Source organism: Empedobacter sp. GD03861, from assembly GCF_029840885.1.
Lineage (GTDB): Bacteria > Bacteroidota > Bacteroidia > Flavobacteriales > Weeksellaceae > Empedobacter > Empedobacter falsenii_B.
Genome location: NZ_JAOCDJ010000026.1, coordinates 1 through 26,362, shown reverse-complemented (window position 1 = coordinate 26,362; position 26,362 = coordinate 1). Strand labels below are relative to the sequence as shown.

The 26,362-nt window shown below is 31.8% G+C and carries 24 protein-coding genes and 3 tRNA genes; 14 read left to right on the top strand and 13 right to left on the bottom strand.

From position 1 onward, the window contains the following. Positions 1-57 precede the first annotated feature (57 nt). On the top strand, positions 58-2,220 hold the full coding sequence (locus tag N5D03_RS11155; RefSeq protein ID WP_038333656.1) for a S46 family peptidase: 2,163 nt from the start codon (positions 58-60) through the stop codon (positions 2,218-2,220). A gap of 96 nt (positions 2,221-2,316) precedes the next feature. After that, positions 2,317-3,048: an MBL fold metallo-hydrolase gene (locus tag N5D03_RS11150; protein ID WP_038333657.1), complete on the top strand. Its 732-nt coding sequence runs from the start codon at positions 2,317-2,319 to the stop codon at positions 3,046-3,048. A gap of 242 nt (positions 3,049-3,290) precedes the next feature. Here N5D03_RS11150 and N5D03_RS11145 read toward each other — a convergent pair whose 3' ends face one another. The 7 genes from N5D03_RS11145 to N5D03_RS11115 form a co-directional block, all read right to left on the bottom strand. Then, a complete protein-coding gene (locus N5D03_RS11145; RefSeq protein ID WP_125350389.1) occupies positions 3,291-3,518 on the bottom strand; it encodes a DUF6814 family protein in 228 nt (75 codons plus the stop codon). 14 nt (positions 3,519-3,532) lie between these two features. After that, positions 3,533-5,065: an MFS transporter gene (locus tag N5D03_RS11140; RefSeq protein WP_180906341.1), complete on the bottom strand. Its 1,533-nt coding sequence runs from the start codon at positions 5,063-5,065 to the stop codon at positions 3,533-3,535. Positions 5,066-5,101: 36 nt separating this feature from the next. Then, the gene (locus N5D03_RS11135; protein ID WP_280051690.1) at positions 5,102-6,334 is read right to left on the bottom strand and encodes a hypothetical protein; all 1,233 of its coding nucleotides are present in this window, start codon (positions 6,332-6,334) and stop codon (positions 5,102-5,104) included. 429 nt (positions 6,335-6,763) lie between these two features. Beyond that, entirely contained in the window at positions 6,764-7,330 is a 567-nt protein-coding gene (locus tag N5D03_RS11130; RefSeq protein WP_280051688.1) for a pentapeptide repeat-containing protein, read from the bottom strand. A gap of 3 nt (positions 7,331-7,333) precedes the next feature. Continuing rightward, the gene (locus N5D03_RS11125) at positions 7,334-7,582 is read right to left on the bottom strand and encodes a hypothetical protein (protein WP_038333664.1); all 249 of its coding nucleotides are present in this window, start codon (positions 7,580-7,582) and stop codon (positions 7,334-7,336) included. A gap of 2 nt (positions 7,583-7,584) precedes the next feature. Next, a complete protein-coding gene (locus tag N5D03_RS11120; RefSeq protein WP_038333665.1) occupies positions 7,585-7,959 on the bottom strand; it encodes a VOC family protein in 375 nt (124 codons plus the stop codon). A gap of 157 nt (positions 7,960-8,116) precedes the next feature. After that, a complete protein-coding gene (locus N5D03_RS11115) occupies positions 8,117-9,031 on the bottom strand; it encodes an N-acetylmuramoyl-L-alanine amidase (protein ID WP_280051687.1) in 915 nt (304 codons plus the stop codon). A 145-nt stretch (positions 9,032-9,176) separates the two neighbouring features. Between N5D03_RS11115 and N5D03_RS11110 the strand changes: the two genes are divergently transcribed. The 3 genes from N5D03_RS11110 (at position 9,177) to N5D03_RS11100 (ending at position 9,466) form a co-directional block, all read left to right on the top strand. Further along, positions 9,177-9,260 (top strand) — tRNA-Ser (locus N5D03_RS11110). A gap of 30 nt (positions 9,261-9,290) precedes the next feature. Next, positions 9,291-9,365 (top strand) — tRNA-Pro (locus N5D03_RS11105). Between the two features lie 27 nt (positions 9,366-9,392). Next, positions 9,393-9,466 (top strand) — tRNA-Arg (locus N5D03_RS11100). 452 nt (positions 9,467-9,918) lie between these two features. Here N5D03_RS11100 and N5D03_RS11095 read toward each other — a convergent pair. Further along, a complete protein-coding gene (locus tag N5D03_RS11095; protein WP_135835117.1) occupies positions 9,919-10,176 on the bottom strand; it encodes a hypothetical protein in 258 nt (85 codons plus the stop codon). Between the two features lie 101 nt (positions 10,177-10,277). Here N5D03_RS11095 and N5D03_RS11090 point away from each other — a divergent pair, with 101 nt between their 5' ends. The 5 genes from N5D03_RS11090 (at position 10,278) to N5D03_RS11070 (ending at position 14,940) form a co-directional block, all read left to right on the top strand. After that, complete coding sequence (locus tag N5D03_RS11090; protein WP_280051686.1) at positions 10,278-10,679, top strand: hypothetical protein; 402 nt, start codon at positions 10,278-10,280, stop codon at positions 10,677-10,679. A 64-nt stretch (positions 10,680-10,743) separates the two neighbouring features. Continuing rightward, on the top strand, positions 10,744-11,478 hold the full coding sequence (locus N5D03_RS11085; protein WP_280051694.1) for a lysophospholipid acyltransferase family protein: 735 nt from the start codon (positions 10,744-10,746) through the stop codon (positions 11,476-11,478). 9 nt (positions 11,479-11,487) lie between these two features. Then, complete coding sequence (locus N5D03_RS11080; RefSeq protein WP_280051685.1) at positions 11,488-12,489, top strand: acyl-ACP desaturase; 1,002 nt, start codon at positions 11,488-11,490, stop codon at positions 12,487-12,489. A 103-nt stretch (positions 12,490-12,592) separates the two neighbouring features. Next, the gene (locus N5D03_RS11075; RefSeq protein ID WP_280051684.1) at positions 12,593-13,930 is read left to right on the top strand and encodes a cytochrome ubiquinol oxidase subunit I; all 1,338 of its coding nucleotides are present in this window, start codon (positions 12,593-12,595) and stop codon (positions 13,928-13,930) included. Positions 13,931-13,932: 2 nt separating this feature from the next. Beyond that, positions 13,933-14,940 (top strand): cytochrome d ubiquinol oxidase subunit II, encoded by a 1,008-nt coding sequence (locus tag N5D03_RS11070; RefSeq protein ID WP_114999965.1) that lies wholly within the window; start codon positions 13,933-13,935, stop codon positions 14,938-14,940. Positions 14,941-15,100: 160 nt separating this feature from the next. On the opposite strand, the gene N5D03_RS11065 is transcribed toward N5D03_RS11070, so the two are convergent. After that, positions 15,101-16,345, bottom strand: a complete 1,245-nt coding sequence (locus N5D03_RS11065) for a GTP-binding protein (RefSeq protein WP_280051682.1) — start codon at positions 16,343-16,345, stop codon at positions 15,101-15,103. A gap of 266 nt (positions 16,346-16,611) precedes the next feature. Between N5D03_RS11065 and N5D03_RS11060 the strand changes: the two genes are divergently transcribed. Both N5D03_RS11060 and N5D03_RS11055 read left to right on the top strand, forming a co-directional pair. After that, positions 16,612-17,733, top strand: a complete 1,122-nt coding sequence (locus N5D03_RS11060; protein WP_311394751.1) for a metallophosphoesterase — start codon at positions 16,612-16,614, stop codon at positions 17,731-17,733. A 102-nt stretch (positions 17,734-17,835) separates the two neighbouring features. After that, the gene (locus tag N5D03_RS11055) at positions 17,836-18,153 is read left to right on the top strand and encodes a GNAT family N-acetyltransferase (protein ID WP_125350400.1); all 318 of its coding nucleotides are present in this window, start codon (positions 17,836-17,838) and stop codon (positions 18,151-18,153) included. Between the two features lie 85 nt (positions 18,154-18,238). Here the strand turns inward: N5D03_RS11055 and N5D03_RS11050 are convergent, their stop codons facing one another. From N5D03_RS11050 to kbl, 4 genes are all read right to left on the bottom strand, one after another. Beyond that, complete coding sequence (locus tag N5D03_RS11050; RefSeq protein WP_280051680.1) at positions 18,239-19,507, bottom strand: dicarboxylate/amino acid:cation symporter; 1,269 nt, start codon at positions 19,505-19,507, stop codon at positions 18,239-18,241. Positions 19,508-19,645: 138 nt separating this feature from the next. Next, a complete protein-coding gene (locus N5D03_RS11045) occupies positions 19,646-22,333 on the bottom strand; it encodes a PD-(D/E)XK nuclease family protein (protein WP_280051679.1) in 2,688 nt (895 codons plus the stop codon). A gap of 67 nt (positions 22,334-22,400) precedes the next feature. Continuing rightward, a complete protein-coding gene (locus N5D03_RS11040) occupies positions 22,401-22,889 on the bottom strand; it encodes a hypothetical protein (RefSeq protein ID WP_221855776.1) in 489 nt (162 codons plus the stop codon). A gap of 68 nt (positions 22,890-22,957) precedes the next feature. After that, the gene (gene kbl, locus N5D03_RS11035) at positions 22,958-24,157 is read right to left on the bottom strand and encodes a glycine C-acetyltransferase (protein ID WP_125350209.1); all 1,200 of its coding nucleotides are present in this window, start codon (positions 24,155-24,157) and stop codon (positions 22,958-22,960) included. 95 nt (positions 24,158-24,252) lie between these two features. Between kbl and N5D03_RS11030 the strand changes: the two genes are divergently transcribed. Both N5D03_RS11030 and N5D03_RS11025 read left to right on the top strand, forming a co-directional pair. Continuing rightward, entirely contained in the window at positions 24,253-25,164 is a 912-nt protein-coding gene (locus N5D03_RS11030) for a GNAT family N-acetyltransferase (protein ID WP_280051678.1), read from the top strand. A gap of 399 nt (positions 25,165-25,563) precedes the next feature. Then, the gene (locus N5D03_RS11025) at positions 25,564-26,325 is read left to right on the top strand and encodes a GLPGLI family protein (protein ID WP_280051677.1); all 762 of its coding nucleotides are present in this window, start codon (positions 25,564-25,566) and stop codon (positions 26,323-26,325) included. The last annotated feature ends 37 nt before the right edge of the window (positions 26,326-26,362 follow it).

The window sequence follows — 26,362 nt, the reverse complement described above, 5'->3', positions numbered from 1 at the left end:
GAGAACTTCAGATAATCAATTATTTTAGCAATTCGTAAAATTGAAGACAAACAAATAATGAAAAAATTTTTATTATCCACGCTTTTAGTGGTTATGCTTTTTCCTTTTAAAGTGAAAGCTGACGAAGGAATGTGGTTTTTGATGTTCATCGAGCGTCTGAATCACCGTGATATGCAAAAACAAGGTTTACAATTAACTTCAGAAGAAATTTATAGTATCAACAATAACTCTTTAAAAGATGCTATTGTACAATTTGGTGGTGGATGTACTGCTGAAATGGTTTCTGGACAAGGTTTAGTTTTGACAAATCACCACTGTGGTTATGGTGCTATTGCTGAATTATCTGCTCCAGAACATGATTACTTAAAAGATGGTTTTTGGGCAAAAGACAAAGCTGCTGAGTTAAAACCAAAAAGCTTAAAAGTACGTTTCTTCGTTCGTATGGATGATGTTTCTAAACGTATTTTAGGTGTTGTAAATGATAAAATGTCTGAGTTAGATCGTGAAAAAGCGATTAACCAAGAGATTGCAAAAATCGAAAAAGAAAACAGCGAAAACGGAAAATATGTTGTTTCTGTTCGTTCATTCTTCCAAGGAAATGAATATTACTATTTTGTTTACCAAGACTATGAAGATGTACGTTTAGTAGGAACACCTCCAAGTTCTATTGGAAAATATGGTGGAGATACAGATAACTGGGAATGGCCACGTCACACAGGAGATTTCTCTATGTTCCGTGTATATGGTGACAAAGATGGAAATCCTGCAGCTTATTCTACAAGCAATGTTCCGTTACAACCAAAACATCATTTACCAGTTTCTCTAAAAGGATATCAACCAAATGATTTCGCTATGATTTTAGGTTACCCAGGTCGTACAAATCGTTGGATGCCAGCGCAAGGTGTTGCTCAAAATGTAGAGTACGCTTATCCTGCTTGGGTTGAAGCTTCTAAAGTGACAATGGATCAAATGAAAAAATATATGGAGCAAAATCAAAAAGTAAATATTGATTATGCTTCTAAATATGCTGGAGTTGCGAACTATTGGAAAAATCGTGATGGAATGATCGAAGCTTTAAAACTTCACGGAACTGTTGCGAAGAAAACAAAAGAAGAAGAAAAATTCAATAAATGGGCTCAAAAAGGAGCAAACAAAGCCGAATATGGTGATGTTGTTTCGAATTTGAATAATTATTATGCGAAAACAAATTTAGATGCTCGTCATAACAATTACATCAACATTTTATTGCGTTACTCAACTTTAGCAAGTGCGCCATATTCTATTGGAAAAGCATTAGAAAACTATGCAGCAGCGAATGATGCAAAACGTGATGAAATGCGTCCGAAAATTCAGAATGCAATCAATGCATATTACGAAAAAATGTATTTACCTTTAGAAAAAGATTTATTGGCTGCTCAATTAAATCTTTATGCTTCTAAAGCGAGCGAAGCTGGTTTAGCGCCTTATGTTGCTGATTTAGCGAAGCAAAATAACAAGAACTTTACAGCTTATGTAAATGATGCTGTTGAAAGAAGTTTCTTCGCTGATCAAAAACAAGTTGAGAATTTCTTAATTTCTCCAGATGTAGAAGTCTTGAAAAAAGATCCTTTATATGTTTTGTCAAATGCTTTAGTAGAAAGAGCTTCTAAGCAAACTGATGAACAAGCAAAATTGAATGATGTTTATTCTAAAAACTTCCGTTTATTGGTAAAAGGTTTACGTGAGTCTAAAATCGGAAATATTTTATATCCAGATGCTAACTCTACGTTACGTTTAACTTACGGTTCTATTCAAAATTTACCAAAAAGTACAAATCCAAAACGTCAACCAGATGTTGCTTCTAACTATTTCACAACATTAGAAGGTACAGTTGCAAAACACATCGCAGGTGACGAAGAGTTCGAAAATCCACAACGTTTATTAGATTTAGCGAAAGCGAAAGATTATGGACAATATGGAGATAAAGATGGATATTTACACGTAAATTTCTTATCAAACAATGATATTACAGGAGGTAACTCTGGTTCTCCGGTAATGAATGGTAAAGGTGAATTAATCGGTATTGCATTTGACGGAAACATTGAAGCAATGGCTGGTGATGTAATCTTTGATCCTAAATTACAACGTACGATTTCTGTAGATATTCGTTATGTTTTATGGGTTGTTGATAAATTTGCTGGAGCAAAACACATCGTTGATGAAATGACAATTGTAAAATAAGATTTGAATCATAATAATTTTTAAGGCTTCCTATTTTGGAAGCCTTTTTTTGTAGAGAGAATCTAAACGAATTACCTTTGTAAAAAATAAAAGTAAATGAAAGTTATTCCTCTTTTAGAAGGTGTTTTTCATGTTGATGCAAAAAAAGAGTTTCATTATTTAGGTGATAATATTGATGTTAAAAATCCCGCTGACGGATATAATCTTATTGTTCGTCCATTTTTGATACAAATTGGAGATGAAAATATTTTGATTGATTGTGGTTTCGGAACTGAAGTAGATTGTGAACCTATCATTCTAAAAAAATTACGCGAATATAATATTAATCCAAATCAAATTACGAAAGTATTGATTTCGCATTTACATAAAGATCATATCAACGGAATTGGAAATTGGGTAGGGGATCAGTTTGTATGTAACTTTCCTGAAGCAAAAATTTATATTCAACAACGCGAGTATGATTATGCGGTTGTTCAAACAAATAATTCTTATAACTATGATCGTTTAGAAAAGTTGAAATCATTCAAAAATATTGTATGGATGAATGATGATAGTGGAAATATAACGGATAATATCAAATTCGAAGTAACAGGAGGACACGTTCCGTTTCAACAAGTTTTTTGGATCAAAGAAAATGATGAAATTGTATTTTATGGAGCTGACAATCTACCTCAATTAAATTATTTTAAATATCATGCTGCTTTCAAGAATGATGTAGATGGTGTAAAAGCGATGGAAGATCGTTTGCGTTGGGAAGTTGATGCGAAAACAGAACACTGGAAAATACTTTTCTATCACGGAAAAAGAACAGATATAAAACAATTTTAGAAATTATATTATAAATGAAAAGCTTTGCATTTGCAAAGCCTTTTGTATTTGAATTATATTTCAGTTTAACTTCGAGTACCTTTGTTGATTTTAAAATTAATTGACATAAACTATGCTAAAATTCTTAAAAAGATATTAACGTTTTATGATTTGTTTTTTATGGATTTAATAAAAAGGTTTATTGAAAATACATTTATATAAAAAAATCCTCAACATGTGTTGAGGATTTCGTGTATAGTTTTTTACATTTTTTCTTCGCTATATTCGCCGAGTAAAGCATAATATCCAAAAAGTGCCATTCCAATAACTATAATTGGTGTAAGGACAAATAGAATAATAATTCCGAATACTAAATCATCTTGAGAGCCTGATGATAATTTAGGAATACCAAATTCCATGATACAAAAGTAGGCTAAAACAAGTGATAATGCGATCCAAACGATTCCTAATATTTTTTTAATTGTTTCCATTTCTAATTAGTTTTTTAGTTAACATTTCTGTCTTTATTACTGATATAAATTGCTCCGATGATAAAACAAACAGCCGCAATTCCAATAGGATACCAAAGACCCTCTAAGTAAAACTGTGGATCTCCGTTGTTTTTGGCATTTGTTACCAAATAAGTAGAAACAGCAGGTAAAAGACCTCCAAAAATTCCGTTTCCTACGTGGTAAGGCAAAGACATCGATGTATATCTAATTTTAACAGGGAACATTTCTACTAAGAACGCAGCAATTGGACCATAAACCATTGTGATAAAAATAATTTGAATCCAAATTAATCCAACTAATTTCCATTTATCACCACTATTAATATGTGTCGATTTTTTTACAATTTCACTTACTTTTCCATCTACAATTTTTGCTTGACCATTTTCTAAATGAAGCGTTGTAACTTGTTTATAAGTCGTGCCATCTGTAAATGATTTTTGAATTGTATAAATAGAATCAGATTTTTCGTCAACATTTTTGATTTCAGCTTTTTCAATTGTTTGTGCTGCAATTACTTCTTTATTTTCAAGATTTGTTGTTTGATACATTGATTCGTAAATTGGTCGATACGAGAATACAGCGACAATCATTCCGATTAACATCACCCATTTTCGACCAACTTTATCACTCAGCCATCCAAAGAACACAAAGAAAGGTGTACCAAATAATAAAGCAATTCCTAACAAAGAATCTACTTGATCAGATTCTACATTCATCACCGTTTTCATGTAACTCATCGAGTAAAACTGACCTGTATACCACACAACTCCTTGTCCCATCACAGCTCCAAAAAGTGCTAATAAAACGAATTTCATATTGTAACGATTCCCGAAAGATTCTTTCAAAGGATTTTTAGAAGTTGTTCCTTCATCTTTTGCTTTTTTGAAAGCTGGCGATTCGTCCATATTTTTACGAATCAAATATGAAACGTAAACCATTAAGATTGATAAGATAAATGGAACTCGCCATCCCCAAAGGTCAAACTGCTCTTCTGATAATAATGTTTTCGTTAATAAAATAACCAATAACGAAACAAATAAACCAACTGTTGCAGTGGTTTGTATCCAAGAAGTCCAATATCCTCTTTCTCCGTCTGGTGCGTGTTCTGCTACGTATGTTGCAGCACCTCCATATTCGCCTCCAAGTGCCAAACCTTGTAATAAACGTAAGATTAATACTAATAAAGGTGCGATAAATCCAATTGATTCGTAAGATGGAATACATCCGATCAAAAAAGTTGCTCCTCCCATTAATACTAAAGTTGCCATAAACGTATATTTACGACCAATAATGTCTCCTAATCGACCAAAGAATAATGCACCAAATGGACGTACAACAAATCCAGCAGCAAATGTTGCTAAGGTTGATAAAAAGGCAGCTGTAGGATTGTCAGCTGGGAAAAATTTAGTAGAAATTACAACAGCTAAACTTCCAAAAATAAAGAAGTCATACCATTCAATTAGCGTTCCCATCGAGGAAGCACCAATCACTTTCCAGATTGTTTTTTTGTTAGCAGTTTCGCTCATAAATAATGTGTTTTTGTGTTAATTCTTGTGTGTTTTTTATAATAATATCATTGCTTGTATTGTTATCATATCGTCCATGTGTTTTGGTTGATCGAAAGATTTTTGATATTCTACAGAAATTTTAGCATTCTGACCATCAATGTACCAGTTTCCACCTAATTTTAATTCGTTTGCAGGTTTCACTAAACCTTTGAAATCTCTGTAAGAATACCCAACATACGGCTGAATTCTATTGCGGAATTTCCCTTCGCCTTCTTTGAGGTTTTTAGGTAGTAAATACCCAACATGTCCAGAAAATTGGTTTCCATCTCCTACAACATTACCTTGTACATAATTTTCGCCCATGTCCGAATTTTGATATTTCGCATAAGCTGTCATCGAAGATGATTTTCCGATTGGCGCATCGTAGAACGCATCAATAGCAAGATGAGTTACATTTTCTCCAATCAAATTATCATTTTCTTTTTTGACAATCGCATTGCTTTGATTAAAAAATCCTGCTCCGATATTGAATACTTTTTTAGTTCCTAAATAGGTTCCAACGCGATAAGGTAAAGCATTCGATTCTTGATCTAAGAATTGATAATCAAAATAACCTGAAACTGCATATTTACCTTCTCCAAGTATCGCTTTTCCCAAATATTTTTCTTGTCCGTTTTGTAAAACTGTCGAAGAGTTTCCGTCCAAAGTATTCGTAATAGCATCACTTAATGCTAAACGATAATTTAGTTTTCCAATTCGCCCTTTAGCAAACATTCCCAAATGATTTGAAAATTGATCAGACAAACCAAGTGTTGACCAGTCAGCTCTGTTATTATCTAAGGTCAACATATTGATAGAACCTTGACCATTTCCACGAGAAATTCCACCAAAATTGTGAACTCCAGCACCAATTGCTAAATTGTTTGTTACCTTATATTGTAAAAACATTTCATGCAAGAAAAACGATACATCTGTACTTTTTCCCATCGGAGAAAGATTATTATCATAGATTCCATTTGCACCAAAATGTGTTAAAATCATAAATCGATCATTGATTTGTGAATAAGCAAGAACGCGCGCTCGTTTGATAGAAAATCCATCATTGGCGTGTTTTCCTTCGTAATCCTGAAACCAAGTTTGTCCCCAAAGAATAAATCGGACATATTTACTTCCTTCTGGATTTAATTTAACGACCAAACCGCCGTCATATTCAGAAGCATATTGAGCCTTCAATTCCGTGGCTCCAAAAATGGATAGTAGAGCAATTGCGACAAAAATTTTTTTCATTTTTTAATAAATGGTGTTAGCTGTACATTATTTGTGATTTTGTATTGACTTAATTAATAGACTTAAGTTTATCTAAAATAATGTATTGAATAATAATAATGCTTTTTTTGATAAAGAATTTCTTTTTTATTTTATTAGTGTAAATAATACGCTAATATTTTTTTTAATTTCTTAAAAAAATGTCAAGAAAAGTTTTAAGTTGATAATCTGAGTTGGATTTATTTCAGAAAATTTATCAAAAAAAGATGCAATAATAATCTTATTATTTATTAAATCAAGAAATAATTATTGACTAATTGATAAAATATAGAAGTAATTTATTCTAAAATGTTATGATTTAGTAAAATATAATCTGAAATTATTTATTCTGATTAGAATAGTATAAGTAGAAAGCATAAAAAAGGTTTCGATTTTATTCGAAACCTTTTTTTAATTTATTGTAATTCTAAGATAATCTAACAATGCGATACAATTCTCTTTGGAAAATTGCGCGCCTTTTAATTGATTATCATTCGGATTTATCGTGAAGTTATAAGCCGTTTTGAAATTGGCTTGTTTTAAATTGGTCTGATAGAAAATGGAGTGAGCCAAATTGCAGTTCATAAAATAGGCTTGACTAAGATCTGCAAAAGAAAATTCTACATTTTGTAAAGAACAATTGCTAAACTTTGTCTTTTTTAACGGTAATTCATAAAAAGATGAGTCGTTTAACGTACAATTTTCAAATGAAATACTTAATCCAAATTTGTTCGAATTTTCGAGATTAAAACCAATCATTTTACAATTAATAAATTCAACTTGCTGAAAGCTTGTATTTTCTAAAGTTGAATTACTCAAATTACATTCGATAAATTGACATTGAATAAATTTGATATCGTTTAAATCTAATCCATTCAAATCACAATTCGCAAACTCACAATTCTCGTATTCACCAGATATATTTTGATTTTCTGAGAAATTAATTTGTTCAAATTTTTCTTCGAAATGATAATCCATAAGCTATTTTTTTACGATCAAATTTCTTAGGGCTAACCAGAAAATCATCACAATCATGTCAATGTAAATAGTAACTTTTAATTGATCGATTTGCGAACAAAGATTTTTTCCTGTTATAGTAGAAATACAAGTGTCAACTCCGTCGGTTTCATATTTTATACTAACCATAGTATTAATAATCATGTAAAAAACAACTGGAATAATAAGAATAATTATCGCTAAAATAATGTTATAATATCGTTTTGAGATCATAATTAATCTTCGAATGTAACTTCTATTTCTTGTCCAAATTGTAAGATATAACCATTGTTGTCGTAGATTGCAAATTCGCGCATATCCCATTCAAAGGTCTCAATTTCATACACAACTTCGCAATCATCTTTTACTTGATTCCACAACTCGTCTACATTGTCTACAACAAAATAAAAAGAGCCTGTGAAATTTGCTCGTTCAAAATCTGCTCCTTCATTTGGATAAGCCAACATAATTTCTACATCGTCTTTTTGCAAGCAAGCCCAAATCCAATCTTCATTTTGATCAGCAATCTTAAATCCTAATTTTTTATAGAATTTTGTTGTTTTTTGTAAATCTTTCGTCCAAATAATTGGGCGCAAACTTTTAAAAGCCATGTTATATTATTTTGGATAAAATTACTTCAATTTTTCTTAACTCTCAATTCCATTTTTAATGAAAATTATGCTATTTATTCATATTATTTTACCGAAAGTTTATTCCATAAAAAAACTCCTAACACGTAGGAGTTTCGTACTATAAATCAATTTTGATTTACGGATTATATTTTTTGTTTAATGCTTTCAAGATTGCCCAAGTTTCAGCATCTACAACTCCATCGTATTTTTCTGGACGGAAATGCATCTGAAATGCCACAATTGCATTTTTTGTTTGCGCGTCTATCATTCCATTTGTAGGAACGTTGTACCCATATTTCTTAAGATCAGTTTGCACTTGTGTGATAAAAACGGAACTTGTTGTATCCCAAGGATATTGTTGCATAAATACATACTTGTCTGTATCATCGTACCAAGCACCAACACCGTAATCTGTATATAATTTTTTCCAAGGGAAAAGTGGACCCGGATCTGGTTTTCTTCCTGGCGCAACATCAGAATGCCCAATTACATTAAAAGGAGAAATATTATAACGTTTTACAATATCTTGTGTCAATTCACCTACTTTTTTGATTTGATAATCTGGATAAGGCGTGTAATTTGGATAAGCATCCGTTCCTTTGTTTCCAAGATTAACGATTTCGATACCAATAGAAGAAAAGTTTATATTATCCAATCCTTTCCAACTACTAACACCTGCATGCCATGCACGTTTTGTTTCGTCAACTAAAAGATTAATTGTTTTGTCATCATAATCATTTACCAAATAATGTGCACTTACATCTTTCTGAGTCAATACTTTTAACGATAACTCTGTGTTGATTGCTGTGTAGTGTAACACTAAAAATCGTACACGTTCATCTTGCGAAATAGATGGATAATAATCTGTTGTCACCTTGTACTTGTCGAGTTTTGCAGCTCGAGTCATTTCCGGTTGATCTGTTTTTGAATTAATAATGACTGTGTCACGAATTACTTTTGTAATTGTTTTTGGTGGAACTTTTTTAGTTGCACAACTAGCCAAAATAAAAAAACAAGAAATTGCGGAAAATACTAATCCTTTAAAATTCATTCTTTTAGTTCTAAATAGTCTTTTGAATAGCCAAAATTAAGCCAAATAATTTAATTTTTTATTAAAAAAGACTTGTTTTGCAATAAAAGTCAATATATATTTGCAACCGCTTTATGAGACTAATCAGTCTTATTTTTAAAAGTTAGGAGAGGTGCCAGAGCGGTAATGGAGCAGATTGCTAATCTGTCATCGGGAAACCGATGCCAGGGTTCGAGTCCCTGTCTCTCCGCTTTTTTAAAGCTTGTAATAAAACACCATTCGGGGTGTAGCGTAGCCCGGTCATCGCGCCTGCTTTGGGAGCAGGAGGTCGCAGGTTCGAATCCTGCCACCCCGACGAATTTTAATAATAAAATTTTGGATTGGTCCAGTAGCTCAGCTGGATAGAGCAACTGCCTTCTAAGCAGTAGGTCTCAGGTTCGAATCCTGACTGGATCACAATCTAAAGAAAACCCACACTAATTATCAGTGTGGGTTTTTTGTTTATTTCTGATTTATTATAGTTTTATTTTTAAGTCAATTGTAAATCACTATTTTCAGTGAGATGCTTTCTGTAATGTTTACTTATTTTTATTTTAAATAAATTGTATGAATCAGCCTACCAAAATCAAAATTTCAAGAGTATTTTTAGGATTGACAATATTCTTTTTTATCTGTTTTATAATTATGTATAGTATTGATGGAACTGAGATTGCTAGAAGTCAAAATTTTTTGTTTGATTTTATAGCATTTACAGGAATTTTATCTTTTATTTTGTGTCCACTTTTTTCAATAATATCCATTATTTTTAACTATAAAAACTGGATATTATATCTTGTATTACTTCTAAGTTTTATTCCTTATTTTGGAATTTCAAAACTATTTGAACATGCTAATTTCGGAGGAAGTTTTTAGACTTGCACTAAATTTTCTTTCCCTTTTTCACTTAACTGCTTAAAGTTAATTGCAGGAATAGTTGGATTCAATTCAGACTTGAAATTAGTAACACTTGGCGTTTCAAAAAAATCTAATTCGTATAAGCCATCTTCCACGAATTGACACTCATCGGTTAAAATATAGACTTTAGGAAAACTTGGTTTTCGTTCTATTTTTACTTTTTTGATGTTATTTTGATCGGTGAAAACTTCTCCTTTCTTTGTGTTTGCCATTGTTTCTTATTTAGACAACAAATTTCTTAATAATATTGAATATTAAAAAAATCAATCCGTAATATTCAAAATATTTCTACCTTCGTTACAAATAAAACCACGTGAAATATACAATTCTAGCAATACTTTTGTTTTTCTTTTTAGGATTAACAAGTTGTTTACCAACTAAAACAGTTACTGAATCGAAAACTGTGACTTCAGAAATTAGCGATTTATCAGGAAAATGGAATATTGATGATGGAGGAGATTACATTATTTTTGAAGATGCAACCAAAAAGATGGTGATGAAAACGGCTTGCGGAATAATTACGGCTGATTATACCAAAATAAATCAAGCAATAATTTTTAATCATTTAAAACAAGTGAATTCTGATTGTGAAATTCCTCAAAATATGATTCAAAATTTGCAAAAAACTGCATATTTTAAAGTAAAATCATCAAATCAAATTACTTTTTATGATGAAGCTCATCTAGAAAAGCTAACTTTGAAATTAATAAAGTAAATCGCCAAGAAAAATATATTATGCTTAGCATAATTTTTTATTAAATTTGTCTAAATTTCTAATGTTGAAGAAAGTTTTAAGTTATCCGTTATCTATAATCTTTTATATTTTTTATGGATTAACGTTGTTGGTAATGCATGTTGTGCAATGGTTGTGCTACAATTTGGGAGGGTATGCTGCTCATCACAAAAGTGTAAAAGTGATGAATGGTCTTTTGGTTTTTTGGACAAGAATTTTAGGTACAACGTATACCTATAAAGGAAGAGAAAATTTGAAACAAAATGTACCATTGATTTTTGTGAGTAATCACCAAAGTATGTATGATATTTCTCCGTTGGAATATGATTTGGCTGATTATCATCCTAAGTTTATTTCGAAAATAGAATTGGGAAAAGGAATTCCCAGTGTATCGTACAATTTAACGCATGGAGGTTCTGCATTAATCGATCGTAAGAACGGAAAACAAGCAATAGAGGAAATAAAAAAATTAGCGCAATACATTCAGAAAAATAATTATTCAGCTATTATTTTTCCAGAAGGTACAAGAAGCAAAAATGGAGTACCAAAGGCTTTCAAAGAAAATGGATTGAAAGTTTTGACGAAATATGCTAAAGACGCTTATGTTGTTCCCGTTACGCTAAATAATACGTGGGAAATAGAAAAGTGGGGTAAATTCCCGATGTATTTGGGCGCGAAAGTAACGATACAATACCATAAACCCTTAAAAGTGAGTGACTATAAGTTTGATGAAATATTCGAGCTTACCGAAAAAACTGTAAAAAGTAGTATAACCGCATAAAATAATTATATGTCAATAAATAATGTTCGCCTGGAAGTAATGCAATTTCTTGAGAAAGATATTGATGCTTATATGGACAAATTCTTAGTTCCAGCCGATAAAATTTGGCAACCAACAGATTTTTTACCGAATTCTCAAACAGATTCTTTTTTTGACGAAATCAAAGAATTACAAGAGCTTTCGAAAGATTTGCCAGATGATTTCTGGATTACATTGATTGGAGATACCATTACTGAAGAAGCTTTGCCAACCTACGAATCTTGGTTGATGCAAATGGACGGTGTGGTAGATGAAGAAGGAAATTACCTAGAAAATGGTTGGGCAAAATGGATTCGCCATTGGACAGGAGAAGAAAATCGTCACGGTGATGTTTTGAATAAATTTTTGTATTTATCAGGACGTATCAATATGCGCGAGGTTGAAGTAACAACGCAGCATTTGATAAATGACGGTTTTGACATTGGAACAGCACACGATCCTTACAAAAACTTTGTTTATACAAGTTTTCAAGAATTAGCAACTTATGTATCGCATAATAATGTATCAGCAATTGCAAAAAAATACGGAGCGAAAAAATTATCGCGTATGTGTAAAATCATTGCAGGAGATGAAATGCGTCACCATTTAGCTTACACAGAGTTCGTTCGTCGTATTTTCGAAGCTGATCCTTCAGAAATGATGTTAGCTGTTCAACATATGTTCAAACTTAAGATTGTAATGCCAGCGCATTTCTTAAGAGCTTCTGGAGAAGAAAGAGGTACTTTGTTTGATGCGTTTTCAGATGCAGCGCAACGTATTGGTGTGTACACAGCGTTTGATTACATCGATATTATGCGAAAATTAATTGAAGCTTGGCAATTGGATAAAATCTCTGGATTGAATGCAGAGGCTGAAAAAGCAAGAGATTATATCATGAAATTCCCAGATAGAATGGATAGAATTTCGCAACGTATTGTGATTCCTGAAGATGGACCACAATTCAAATGGTTATTACCAGCTACGTCTAAATAGATTATTATAATCAAAATCATATAAAAAAGAGGCAATTCAAAATCGAATTGCCTCTTTTTATTTAGTAACTTTAACCAACAAAACAAATTATAAACAATTACTTATGGACGATTTTATTGCTGCCAGAAGTCAGATGGCGATGTCGCTTGCCTTTCACATTGTTTTTTCGTGTGTTGGAATGGTGATGCCTTTTATGATGGCAATTGCTCACTACAAATACCTCAAAACTAAAAACGAAATTTACAAAGGGTTAACCAAAGCTTGGAGTAAGGGAGTTGCGATTTTATTTGCTACGGGAGCAGTTTCTGGTACAATGCTTTCGTTCGAGTTAGGATTATTGTTTCCTAAATTTATGGAACACGCTGGACCAATTTTCGGAATGCCATTTTCGTTAGAAGGAACAGCTTTTTTTATTGAAGCTATTGCTTTAGGCTTTTTTCTTTATGGTTGGGACAAATTCAACAAATGGTTTCATTGGATTTGTGGTGTAATTGTAGGAATTAGCGGTTTAGCTTCAGGAATTTTGGTTGTTGCAGCAAATGCTTGGATGAATTCTCCGTCAGGTTTCGATTTTGTAAATGGCGAATATCTTAACATAGATCCTGTAAAAGCTATGTTCAACGATGCGTGGTTTTCACAAGCGTTGCACATGACTATTGCAGCTTTTTGTGCGACTGGATTTGCGGTTGCGGGTTTACATGCTTATCTTATTTTGAAAGGTAAGAATGTAAATTTTCATCGAGAAGCATTCAAAATTAGTTCTGTTTTAGCGATCACAGCAGCAATGTTAGCACCTTTGAGTGGTGATATTTCGGCGAAAGATGTCGCAAAACGTCAACCGATTAAATTGGCTGCGATGGAAGCGCATTTCAAAACAGAAGAAAGCGCGCCGTTTGTTTTGGGTGGAATAGTGGACGAATCGAAAGAAGAAATCAAATACGCGATAAAAGTTCCGGGTGTATTGAGTTTCTTGGTTCATTCAGATTTCAAAACACCTGTAAAAGGTCTAGAAGAATTTCCGAAAGATGAATGGCCGCCTGTGGCAGTTGTACATTATGCTTTTCAGATTATGATAACATTCGGAATGTTGATGATGGGAATAGCTGTTATTTATTTGATTGCGCAATTTTTTAAGAAAGATTGGCGAACAAAACGCTGGTTTTATAAATTGTTTATGATTGCGACACCTTTCGGATACATCGCTTTAGAAGCAGGTTGGACGGTAACAGAAGTCGGTCGTCAACCGTGGATTATTTACGGAATTATGCGAACGGTAGATTCCATCACGCCAATGCCAGGAATACAATATTCGTTTTACATTTTCACGTTTGTATTCATTACATTGTCCATTATTTTAGTGTTCTTAATGAATCGACAAATACAAATGGTTGCGAAGCTTTACGATCCAGAAGATCCAAATTATAAACCAGAAAAACATTAAGTATGATTTACGTAGTAATAGCATTTTTGTGGGTTGCCATCTGTTTATATTTAATTTTAGGTGGAGCAGATTTCGGTGCTGGAATTGTCGAATTATTCTCTGAAAAGAGTTACAAAAAACGTACGCAGAAGATTATGTACAATTCGATTGGACCTATTTGGGAGGCAAATCACATGTGGTTAATCATTGTCATTGTTATTTTATTTGTTGGTTTTCCTAAGATGTATGCAGAAATCTCAAATTATTTGCACATCCCGTTAGTAATCATGTTATTGGGAATTATTGCAAGAGGAACATCGTTTACTTTCAGAAATTATGATGCAATCAATGATAAATGGCACAATCTGTACGATGTCATTTTTACCTATTCAAGTGTTGTGACGCCTTTGTTTTTGGGAATAATTGCAGGATCTATCGTTTCAGGAAGTATTGATGATAATGCATTTTCGTTTCAAGATGCATATATATTTTCGTGGCTAAGTTGGTTTAATTTTTCAGTTGGAATTTTTACTGTTGTGATTTGTGCTTTCTTGGCTTCGGTTTATTCAATTCAAACTGTTAAAAACGAAGAAGATAAAGTGATTTTAAGAAAACGTGCGAAGCTTTATACAGCTTTAATTTTTGTTGCTGGTGCATTGGTATTTGCAGTTTCACTTTGGAAAAACATTCCATTATTTAGTTGGATAACATCAGAAATTTACGGTTATATCGCAATTGCAATTGCTTCAATTTCGATTGTATTATTACTTTCAGCCTTAAATAAAGCGAAGGATTCTTTGTTGAAAGTTTATGCAGGAATAATTGTGATGATGATTTTGTTTGCAGCATCATATTCGCATTTTCCGAATTTGGTATTATTCAAAGATGGTTCAACATTATCTTTATTGACAGATTATGGCGCAATGAGTACAATAAATATGTTAGCTTGGGCATTATTACTCGGCTCGATATTTATTTTACCATTTCTATTTTACTTAATTTATTCATTTAATCAGAAGCAAAAAATATAAATACTCGTTCCAAATTTGATTACAAACATACTTGTTTGTAATTAACCGAGCCTTTAGGAAAGGACAAGTGAATTTGGTAAATACAATAATCTGTTTAAATCTTCAGAACAAGGATGATAGAGAAGAGCCTTATTTCAATTCGAAATAAGGCTCTTTTATTTTAATTATGTTTTGCTTGCCATTCTGCAATTTCTTGCTCATTCAGCAAACAAGAGTTTAATTCTTGTGTAACTTTTTCTTTGTCCAAACCTTGACCAATAAAAACAAGTTCTATCATTCGATCTCCCCATTCTTTCGACCATTTGGCGTCAATTGTTTTTTGATTGAATTGATAAGCTGCAAACTGAATTCTTTCGTCATACGGCATCGAGCACCACCAAGCCCCCGCAGGATCAATTCGGATACTACCACCAGCTTGACTCAAGAAAATAGCTTCATCAGGACGATTTGCTAACCAAAATAAACCTTTTGAACGGTAAATAGTTGGAGGAAAATTATCATTCAAATAGGTTAAAAAACGTTCTGCATGAAATGGAATTTTTTGTCTGTAAACAAAAGAAGTCATTCCATATTTTTCTTCCAAATGATCGTGATGTTCGTGCGTACAATGTTCGCCACATTCGTGATCATGGTCGTGATGATGATGGTGATGTTCCTCTTTTTCTTGCTCTTCTAATAATTTTACCCAAGCATCCATATCCTGAATTTTCTCAAAATCAAATAAATTGGTATTCAAAATTTCAGTTAATTCAACGTGAGAAAAACTTGCAGGAATTATTTTAGCAGAAGGATTTAATTTTGTCACAAACGCTTCAATATTCATCAACGTTTCTTCTTCAACCAAATCCATTTTATTTAGAATAATCACATTTGAAAATTCAATTTGATCGATTAAAAGATTCACAATCGGACGATTATCTTCTCTATTTTCTGTAAAACCACGATCAAAAACATCTTCATCAGTTCCTAAGTTTTTGAAGAAATTATAAGCGTCAACTACAGTTACCAACGTATCTAAACGCGCAACTTTTGGCAAATCAATTTTACCATCTGGCGAAACAAAATCCAATGATTGCGCAATAGGACCTGGATCAGAAATACCAGAACTTTCGATAACCAAATAATCATATTTCCCTGATCGAGCCAACTTCTCGATTTCTACAATCAAATCTTCGCGCAATTCACAACAAACGCAACCATTGCTCAATTCAACCAATTTTTCATCCGTTTGAATTAAATCATTTTCGCGAGAAACCATTTGAGCATCAATATTTACCGCGCCCATATCGTTTACGATAACTGCTACTTTTAGTCCTTTTTTGTTGTGTAATATATGATTAAGAAGTGTCGTTTTTCCGCTTCCAAGAAATCCAGAAAGTACCGTTACAGGTAGTCTATTTTTCATAATTTATGCTTAAAAATATGCTACAAAGTTACGTTTTTATCACGCAAATTTTTGTGTAGAATCATCTATAAATTTTATAATGTTCTGTTAAGAATTTGATGAAAAGTTATTTATGTGTGGAAATGTTTTATTTTTGTTAAAAATCAATCAAAACAATGTTTACCAATAGTGTTATCACGCTAATAATTATTTCAATCGTACTTGAAATTTACCTGTATTTTAACTTTAAAAAATTTATTCAAAACAAGTATATTCTTTTCGGAAATATGCTTTTGTGGTTACTTGTTTTGGGTAATTTTGGATATAATTTAATCTTTTTTGATCGTAATGTCGGTCAAACGCAAACGACAATGTGGGCAACAGGTCTGTTTATGTTGTTTGGTTTTCCGCGATTGATTATGTTTTTATTTTTTCTTGTTCAAGATATTTTTAGAGGATTTGGTTGGCTATTTAATCGTGCAACAAATCATCCAACAAAAGAAGATTCTTATTTACCTTCTCGCCGAAAATTTGTAATGATTTCTGGATTAACAGTGGCTTCAATACCTTTTTTTAGTTTGATTTATGGAATGACAATTGGAAAATATAATTTCAAAGTAATCAAGAAAAAATTGGCTTATCAACGTTTACCAAAATCGTTTGACGGTTTCAAGATTTTACATATTACAGATATTCATTCGGGAAGTTTGGATAATCGAGAAAAGATAGAATATGCAGTCGATTTAATCAATCAACAAGAGTTTGATATATTGTTATTTACGGGAGATATTGTGAATAATTTTCATTGGGAAATGGACAAATGGTACGATGTTTTTTCGAAAATAAAACAAGCGCCGCATGGTAATTTTGCAGTGTTAGGAAATCATGATTATGGTGAATATTCGGATTGGAAAACGGAGGAAGAAAAGCAAGATAATTTTGAGAAAATCAAAGCGATTTTCCCTAAGATTGGAATGAAATTATTATTAAATGAAAACCGATTTATTACAAAGAGTGGTGAAAAAATTGCGTTGATTGGCGTTCAGAATTGGGGAACACGATTTAAGAAATTAGGTGATATTGATGTAGCTTCGAATTATGTAAATGCAGAGGATTTTAAAATTGTAATGTCACATGATCCTTCGCATTGGAACGAAATTTTGAAGAATCATCCCAAACATTTTGACTTGACTTTGTCTGGACATACGCATGGAATGCAGTTGGGAATTGAAGTTCCGAAAATTGGTTTGCGTTGGAGTCCTGCGCAATATGTGTATCCGCAATGGGCAGGATTTTATGATTTTGAAGGAAAAATTATCAATGTAAATCGTGGTTTTGGTTATCATTTTTATCCTGGAAGAGTTGGGATTTGGCCAGAAATTACGTTAATAGAATTGAAATCAGCATAGAATAGTAGGAAAAAGCAATCAAAATTTTTGGTTGCTTTTTTGATGTATATCAATTCTGAAAACAGATTTTTATCGGATTATTGTCATAAAAAAAGAAATAATATGAATGAAGAATTAATTCCTTTACTGGTTGTAAAAAATGAATCAACTTCACGCTTTGAGTTGAATGTTGATGGATACATCGCTTTTATAGATTATAAACAAGAAGATGATATCATCAAATTGATTCATACCGAAGTTCCTGAAGAATTAGGAGGAAGAGGTGTTGCGGCTGCTTTGGTAGAAAAAACATTGGTTTATTTGGAGGAACATAAAAATCCTTTGTTTCCGTATTGTCCTTATGTGTATGCCTACATCAAAAAGCATCCGGAATGGAAACGAATTGTTCATCCTAAATTTCCGAAATATAACGAATTGTAATCAGTTAACGAAATGAGATTATAACAAGAAATGTGACCCGATAAAGGTCGCATTTCTTGTTATATTTTTGAAAAGCAATTTTTATTTAAGCTTTGTGATGATCATCATCGTGCGTATATGTTTGTTCAATTGCCACGTGTCCTTCCCATTTATCAACCGCAACAGTCGATAAAGCATTTCCAAGAACATTCGTCATCGAACGAGCCATATCACAGAAATGGTCGATAGGTAAAATCAATGCGATTCCTTCTGGCGGAATTCCAAACATCGAACAAGTTGCAACCACTACAATTAATGAAGCCCTTGGCACACCTGCAACACCTTTTGAAGTAAGCATTAAGACCAATAACATCAAAATTTGTTTCTCGATCGGCATGTGAATTCCATAAACTTGTGCGATGAATAGCGATGCAAATGTCATGTACATCATTGATCCATCTAAATTGAAGGAGTATCCGAGCGGTAAAGTAAACGAAATAATTTTCTTTTGCGCTCCAAATTTTTCTAATTCTTCAACTAATTTTGGGAAAACGGCTTCTGATGAAGTTGTAGAGAAAGCGATTAATAAAGGTGCTTTGATATGTTTTAATAAGTCGACTACACGTTTTCCTAAGATGAAATATCCAACCAAAATTAAAACAGCCCAAAGAAGTAAAATACCAATTACAAAGGCGATTAAATATTTAACATAAAGTAAAAATATTCCGAATCCGTACGTAGCGATAGCAGCAGAAATAGTTCCTAAAACTCCTAATGGCGCAGTCCACATTACATATCCAACCATGATTAAAACGATATGCGAAATTTTATCTAACGCTTTCGTAATCATTTCGCCTTCTTTTCCATAAGCTGCCATTGCGACACCAAAGAAAATAGAGAAAACAACGATTTGTAAGATTTCATTTGTTGCAAATGATTCAAAAACAGATTTAGGAATCATATGTGTAATGAAATGCTCTAATGTAAGCGAAGCTTGACCTTTCAATAAATCTTGAGCAGAACTTGAATCAATCTCAATGTTCAATCCTTCTCCAGGTTTCATTACATTGATAACAATAGCACCAATTACCAAAGAAGTAAGTGACGCTGTGATAAACCACCCCATTGCACGTCCACCAACGCGTCCAACCATTTTCATATCACCCATTTTAGCGATCCCAACTACTAATGTTGAGAAAACTAAAGGCGCAATAATCATCTGAATAAGACGAATGAAAACTGTACCAAGAAGTTTGATATTAGTCGAAAATGATTTAATAAATTCTGGCGAGGTATTATAATGTACATATCCTCCAAGCGCAACCCCGATAAGTAGGGCAATAATAATAGCTATAAAAAGTTTATTGTTTTTCATTATGCGATTTTAAACTTTTCCAAAACTACTATTTTTTAGCAAATTATTAAGAATATAAATCGATTTATACACCAAATTAAATATAAAATCCTTTGTATGTAGTGTTTACAAAGGGTTTTCTTTATAGTGTATTGAGTACTATTCTGGCTGTTTGAACGGAATTTCTTGATTTAAAATCTCTTCGATTAATGTTGACATTGGCGCGGTAGAATTTTCGACAATCGAATAATCGATGGTGGTATTTTTATCAACCGAAAGTTTAATTAATTCTTTATTTGGAAATTTGATTGGATAAATACACAATTCAATGTCTTTAGTTAAGTTCTCTTTGTCTGCATAAAATAAATGTGCGTAGAAAATTAATTGCAATTGTTTGGCTTTATCTTCTTTTTGGTAAACGGTTTCTATTTCTTCGGTTTTCACCGAAATATCTTTCGCATAACCAGTTTTGTAATCAATAATTCGGATTTGATTATTGACAGAATCAATTCGGTCAATTACCCCTTTCAGTTTTACAATTTTGCCATTTGTAAGTGCAAAATCAACTTCGTGCTTGCTTTCCAAAGCTCGAATTACAAATTCATTTTCTTTTGCAGTAGTCGTATCTTTAGAAAGAACTCCATCAACAATTCGTTCTGCAATTTTATAAATCAAATAATTTGGACCTTTATCCAAATGTCCATCTTTATATTCTTTGCTGAAATGTTCTTGTAAGGTTTTATCTTTTATTTTTTCGATATTTTTGAAATCATTTTCATGCAAAATATGTCCAATATAAGGCATATACAAATCCTCCAAAGCGCCGTGTACAATGTTTCCTAATGTTCTTGCGCTTACAATTTCTTCGGCTTCTTCGACTTCATTTACATTAAAAACACGTTGCTCATAAAAATCTAACGGATTGCGTAAATAGGTCGAAAGTGAAGAAGGTGAAATTCCATATTCAGCCCAATTTTGAAGCTTTGCCATTGTTTCGTCAGTTTTTGGAACAATGATTTCTTTCAAAGGTTTTGTGATAAAACTTGGTGCAGCAAAAGTTTCTTTTACTTCGTGATTACTTTCAAATTTGATTTGAGCTAAAAAGCGAGATTTTTCTCCAGAACCCATTCCATCAGCTTCGGTATCATACACGAAATAAGCATTTTTCGCACGCTGAATCAAACGATAAAAGTGATAAGCATAAATAGAATCATTTTCAGTAAATGTATTCAATTTCATTTGTTTGCGAATGTCGTACGGAATAAATGTATTGTTTTGTCGTCCCAAAGGTAAAATTTCATCATTTACAGAAGTCATGATAATATTATCGAAATTCAATAAACGAGTTTCCAATAATCCCATCAATTGTAAACCTTTCAAAGGTTCTCCAATAAAGGAAATTGTCTCAGAAGAAACGATTTTGTTGTATAATAAAAATAAGGTTCTATAATCTTTGATATCATCAACACTCAACAAATTTTCGTGCAATTGATTGAAAACTTTTTTGAAAAAGAACAAATATTCTTTTGTCAACAAATCGTTCATCGAAGGATGATGCAGTAATTCGTCTGTCCAATTTTTTAGATGATGAATAAATTCAGTGATACTTTTTGGAATATGAAAAATAGATTTAAAGATTGATTCTCTTAAGGCATTTTGAATCGAATTTTGAGAATTAAATATTCTATTTTGTAAACGAATATCACCGATTAATCTTCGACTTTCTTCTGTGCTAAAAAGAGATAATGTTTTATTTTCAAGAATTTGTAAGACATTTTTGAAATAAAACATGGTTCCTTTTCCTAACTTCTCCCGATTCATTTGCAACTCAAAAATTGATTTGAAAAATTGCGCTAACGGAACAGAACGTAACGGAATTCCCATCGAAATGTTGAGATGTGTGATATTTTCGGGCAACGAATTGAGAATTGCTGGTAAAATAGATTCATCAGCCAAAATCAACGCGGTATTTTTTATCTCATCTTCGTTGAGATTTCTAATTAAATCTGCAATATATTTTGCTTGTCCAACTTGTTTTGCAACACCAATTGTCTGTAAATTTTTTGGTCTCGAAAATTCATCAACCACCCAATTGATAGGTTTTATTTTTTCTTTGTATTTTCTTAGAAAAGAACCCGCTTCTTGATTAGGATTTTCGTAATAATATTTATCCGCATCAAAATATAAAGTGGCTAAATTCTCCTTTTCTAATCGAAAAATTAGTGCTTGTTCTGCTTTTGTCAAGGCATTAAAACCAGCAAAAACATAATGTGAAGTTCTGTTTTCGACAATCTCTTCAACCTTTTCACTTGCGATTCTAAAAACCATCCCAGCATAACCTTCTTTCGAATCCAACAGATCTTGTTGTAATTGAAAATATAATTTTGAAACAATTCCCCAAAACGTTAAGTGATTTTGAATGATTTCATTTTTCCCAATCTCAATTTTTCCATCTCCCCATTGACTAATTCGTTCTACCGAAATCAAATAGTCTAAAACTTTATGCGCAGGTTGCAAAGAAGCATCGATATCATCGAAATCTTTCAAAACAGTTGGTCCCCATTTGATAAAATCTTCGAAAGAATCAGGCTTGTCAACGATTTTTTTATAGGCTTGATACGCTTTGAACCATAGATTAATTCCAGAAATAATTTCTAAACCAGAAAGTTCGCTCATCAATTCTTCGATACTTTTCATTTGTGGAAGAATGATATTTTGCGCTTCACGCTGAAATTCTTGTTTGAAGAATAACATTGGACGTTTTCCTGGTAAAACTAAAGTGGTGTTGATAAAGTTTTTTTGATTTTGGACTAAATCTTTTACAACATTTTCTATGAATTGAGCCATTTTGAAATTTTCTTTCGTTGAATTGTTGTAAAAGTAAGGATTTTGAGAGACAATTCGTGGCGTTGAATTATTTTACTTCTTGAACTTTTTCTTGAAATAATTTTTCAAAAGTTTCAGTGATTTTATCCTCAGACATTTTTGTAGCAACAAAATATAATATGAATCCAAAAAATAACATCGGAATAGAAATTAAAGGTAAAAAATTATGAATTCCATTAGTAATAATTTGAAAAAGTGAGATTATAAAAAATAAAGTCACAATACTTATCCAAACAATGAAAAATATTGAAACAAAAGAGTTTAATTCTAAATTGTAAACAATAGTGGTTTTATTGTCGTTGGTATTGAAATGACCAATAATTTGAGGATTAAAACTATTTCGTCCGCTAATCGTTTTCATCAAATTGAAATGATCTTTATAAACTATCCCTTCAAATTCATATTTACTTTTAGAAAAACGAATTCTTTTTTCTTCTGTATTATCATTCAGTATTTTAAAAACTTCTTGATCAGAAAGATTTGTCGTTATTTGATATGTTTTATTTTTGAAAAGCATAAGTTAAATATATAAAAAAAGCGACTAAAAATATTTAGTCGCTAATATAATATTGAAAAAACAAATTCTTATTTAATCACTCCTAATTCTTTACCAACTTTTGTAAAAGCAGCAATTGTATGATCTAATTGCTCTTTTGTATGTGCAGCTGATAATTGTACACGAATACGTGCTTTGTCGCGAGGAACAACAGGGAAAAAGAATCCGATTACATAAACACCTTCATCTAATAATTTGTCTGCCATAACTTGAGATAATTTCGCATCGTACAGCATAACAGGTACAATTGCAGCATCACCTTCTGGAATATCAAAACCAGCAGCAACCATTTCTTTGCGGAAATATTCAGCATTCCACATTACTTTATCGCGTAAAGAAGTATCTTTTTCTAACATTTCTAACACTTGTAAAGCTGCACCAACAATTCCAGGAGCTAAAGAGTTAGAGAATAAATATGGACGAGATTTTTGACGTAACATTTCGATTACTTCTTTTTTACCAGAAGTAAATCCACCCATTGCACCACCTAAAGCTTTTCCTAAAGTAGATGTAATGATGTCTACACGTCCCATTACTTCGTTGTGCTCATGTGTTCCACGTCCAGTTTTTCCAATAAAACCAGTTGCGTGAGAATCATCAACCATTACCAAAGCATCGTATTTATCAGCTAAATCACAAACACCTTTTAAGTCTGCAACGATACCATCCATAGAGAAAACTCCGTCTGTTACAATAATTTTGAAACGATGATTTTTTTCTGAAGCTACAATTAATTGAGCCTCTAAATCAGCCATATTATTGTTTTTATAACGATAACGAGCAGCTTTACATAAACGAACACCATCAATAATAGAAGCGTGGTTTAATTCATCAGAAATAATAGCATCTTCTTCTGTAAACAAAGGCTCAAAAACACCACCATTTGCGTCAAAAGCAGCAGCATATAAAATCGTATCTTCCATTCCTAAGAAATTAGCGATTTTTTTCTCTAATTGTTTGTGTACATCTTGCGTACCACAAATAAAACGAACCGAAGACATTCCGTATCCGCGGTCATCTAACATTTTTTGAGAAGCTGAGATAACGTCTTTATTATCAGATAATCCTAAATAGTTGTTCGCACAAAAATTAAGTAATGTTTTACCATTTTCTAATGTAATTTCTGCACTTTGAGGAGAAGCAATGATGCGTTCTTTTTTGAATAATCCTTGTTCTTCTAAATCATTCAATTGCGTTTGTAAGTAGTTTTGAAATTTATCGCTATACATAATAAATCACTTTTTGTTTTGATATGTTTCATACAAATATAAATGTTTGCGGGCATATTTTTCGTATTTTTGTGAGACATAAAAAATAATAAACAGTGTTTCTAATCATCATATTTAGTTTTCAGTTCTATTTCTTAGCAAAATTTTTCAAAAAGGATAAATTAAAAACGGTTTTATCAGCAGTAGGATTATACATAGCGGGTGAGATTGCTTTTTCTTTTGTATTTGTTTTATTGTTTGCTTCAGGAATTATTGATATCGGTGTTAATTTTAATAGTTCATCTATGGATAATTTGATGGAAAATAGCCTTAAAATGAATAAATTTTTAGCCGAAAATTATGTGTCAATTGCTGTACAAGTCTTTTTATACATTGGAATTGGAATGTTTTATTACAATTCATTAAAACGTAAATGGACATTGCAAATGTTAGAAGGCGAAATTGATAAACGTAAAGATGAAATTCTACAAAATTTAGAAGTTAAGCAAAAAATAAATCCAGTAAAATTAGATGTTTATCCACATTTTCATACGGTTAATGAGAAAAATATTCATTTGGTTCAACCTTTGGCAAATGAGATTTGGAACGAATGTTACAAAGATTTATTATCTCAAGATCAAATCAATTATATGATTGATATGATGTATAATAACGACAAAGTAAACGAAGGAATTGCAAATGGAGATGTTTGGGAAATCCTGAAAATTGATAATGTACCGTCTGGTTATTTACATTACAAATTAGATGAAAATAATACTGTTTTCTTATCCAAAATTTATTTGAAAGAATCTAATCAAACCAAAGGAATTGGACAATTGATGTTGAATAGAGTTGTAGATTATGCGAGAGAAAAAGGTGGAAAAGCTGTTCATTTAACAGTGAATAAACACAATGCGAAGGCAATTCGTTTTTATGAGAAAAATGGTTTCAAGAATATGGAATCAAAAACATTTGACATCGGAAATGGATACATTATGGATGATTATATTTATCAAAAATCCATCTAAAATAAGAGTTTAAAATTATCAAAATAGAAAGTCATTACGGTTTGTAATGGCTTTTTTTATGTTGTAAACAAAGTTTTCAGGTTCGTAAGTAAGCTGATGTGGTCTTTAATTAAACTGTCCTGGTTCTTAAGCAAGCTAGCATGGTTGCACAACCAAGACAATGGCGTTCCTCACGAAGCTGACGACGTTTCTAACGTCAAATTCGGGGTTGTATAACCTAGTTTTCAAGGTCTAGGACGTGTTCAGCTTAGTATAGAACCAAGCTGGCTTAGTTCTTAACGTCGTCAGCTAGGTAAAATTGGAGGGAGGCTTGTTTCAAAATCTAGTCAGCTAGGTATTTGTATGTTTAATCTCTAGTTTTTAAAGATTTATGATTATCTTCATCTTAAATAACACATGATGAAAAAACTAATCTTTACATTTTTATTTGGGACAATTTCACTTTTTGCACAGACGAATACAATCGAAGTATTATATGACATAAAAAGAAATGAAGATGTTGATGAAATGGTAGAAACTATGATGAAAAATTCTGGAGGTTCGGTTAATGGAGATAATTTTAGAAATGCTTTAATTAATAGTTTAAAAGAAAAAGTTGTTTATTCATTAATTTTATCTCAAAATAAATCTATATATAAAGTTGTTCCTAAAATAAATAACTCTCAAATTCAGTCAAATACTGTTTCTTATGGTGATGAAGAAAATATTGTTTATAAAGATTTGGGCAATTATTTTTATGTAAAACCTGATTTTAGTTTAGGAAAAAATTATTTGATAAAAGATTCTTTAACTAATTATAATTGGACTTTATTGAATGAATCGAAAGAAGTGTTAAATAAACAAGCTTTTAAAGCGATATCTGAGGATAAAGATTTTGAATATGTAGCATATTATTGGAAGGATTCTTCTATTTCTAATGGTCCTGAAATGGTTCAAGGTTTAAAAGGTTTGATTGTTGAATTATCTGTGAATAGTAAGAAAAATAAAAAATCAGGAATAGAATATAAAGCCATTTCAGTTGATTATAATTCAACTAAAAAAATTAATAGTTCCTTTAAAGGTCAATATATTTCATCATTACAATATGATAAACTGTCGAAAGAGTTTTACCAAAAACAAAATGAAGCTTATAATAATTCTATTGACAAAAAAATAGATTAATAAAAAACAATAAATTACCCTTGTCAAGGTTTATAGA

What these genes read in the sequence shown, in the direction of transcription:
- N5D03_RS11140 (WP_180906341.1), bottom strand. Translation starts at nt 5,065, where the DNA reads ATGAGCGAAACTGCTAACAAAAAAACAATCTGGAAAGTGATTGGTGCT.
- N5D03_RS11155 (WP_038333656.1), top strand. Translation starts at nt 58, where the DNA reads ATGAAAAAATTTTTATTATCCACGCTTTTAGTGGTTATGCTTTTTCCT.
- N5D03_RS11060 (WP_311394751.1), top strand. Translation starts at nt 16,612, where the DNA reads ATGCTTTTGTGGTTACTTGTTTTGGGTAATTTTGGATATAATTTAATC.
- N5D03_RS11145 (WP_125350389.1), bottom strand. Translation starts at nt 3,518, where the DNA reads ATGGAAACAATTAAAAAAATATTAGGAATCGTTTGGATCGCATTATCA.
- N5D03_RS11025 (WP_280051677.1), top strand. Translation starts at nt 25,564, where the DNA reads ATGAAAAAACTAATCTTTACATTTTTATTTGGGACAATTTCACTTTTT.
- N5D03_RS11080 (WP_280051685.1), top strand. Translation starts at nt 11,488, where the DNA reads ATGTCAATAAATAATGTTCGCCTGGAAGTAATGCAATTTCTTGAGAAA.
- N5D03_RS11135 (WP_280051690.1), bottom strand. Translation starts at nt 6,334, where the DNA reads ATGAAAAAAATTTTTGTCGCAATTGCTCTACTATCCATTTTTGGAGCC.
- N5D03_RS11130 (WP_280051688.1), bottom strand. Translation starts at nt 7,330, where the DNA reads ATGGATTATCATTTCGAAGAAAAATTTGAACAAATTAATTTCTCAGAA.
- N5D03_RS11075 (WP_280051684.1), top strand. Translation starts at nt 12,593, where the DNA reads ATGGACGATTTTATTGCTGCCAGAAGTCAGATGGCGATGTCGCTTGCC.
- kbl (WP_125350209.1), bottom strand. Translation starts at nt 24,157, where the DNA reads ATGTATAGCGATAAATTTCAAAACTACTTACAAACGCAATTGAATGAT.
- N5D03_RS11120 (WP_038333665.1), bottom strand. Translation starts at nt 7,959, where the DNA reads ATGGCTTTTAAAAGTTTGCGCCCAATTATTTGGACGAAAGATTTACAA.
- N5D03_RS11070 (WP_114999965.1), top strand. Translation starts at nt 13,933, where the DNA reads ATGATTTACGTAGTAATAGCATTTTTGTGGGTTGCCATCTGTTTATAT.
- N5D03_RS11125 (WP_038333664.1), bottom strand. Translation starts at nt 7,582, where the DNA reads ATGATCTCAAAACGATATTATAACATTATTTTAGCGATAATTATTCTT.
- N5D03_RS11115 (WP_280051687.1), bottom strand. Translation starts at nt 9,031, where the DNA reads ATGAATTTTAAAGGATTAGTATTTTCCGCAATTTCTTGTTTTTTTATT.
- N5D03_RS11050 (WP_280051680.1), bottom strand. Translation starts at nt 19,507, where the DNA reads ATGAAAAACAATAAACTTTTTATAGCTATTATTATTGCCCTACTTATC.
- N5D03_RS11095 (WP_135835117.1), bottom strand. Translation starts at nt 10,176, where the DNA reads ATGGCAAACACAAAGAAAGGAGAAGTTTTCACCGATCAAAATAACATC.
- N5D03_RS11045 (WP_280051679.1), bottom strand. Translation starts at nt 22,333, where the DNA reads ATGGCTCAATTCATAGAAAATGTTGTAAAAGATTTAGTCCAAAATCAA.
- N5D03_RS11040 (WP_221855776.1), bottom strand. Translation starts at nt 22,889, where the DNA reads ATGCTTTTCAAAAATAAAACATATCAAATAACGACAAATCTTTCTGAT.
- N5D03_RS11055 (WP_125350400.1), top strand. Translation starts at nt 17,836, where the DNA reads ATGAATGAAGAATTAATTCCTTTACTGGTTGTAAAAAATGAATCAACT.
- N5D03_RS11150 (WP_038333657.1), top strand. Translation starts at nt 2,317, where the DNA reads ATGAAAGTTATTCCTCTTTTAGAAGGTGTTTTTCATGTTGATGCAAAA.
- N5D03_RS11065 (WP_280051682.1), bottom strand. Translation starts at nt 16,345, where the DNA reads ATGAAAAATAGACTACCTGTAACGGTACTTTCTGGATTTCTTGGAAGC.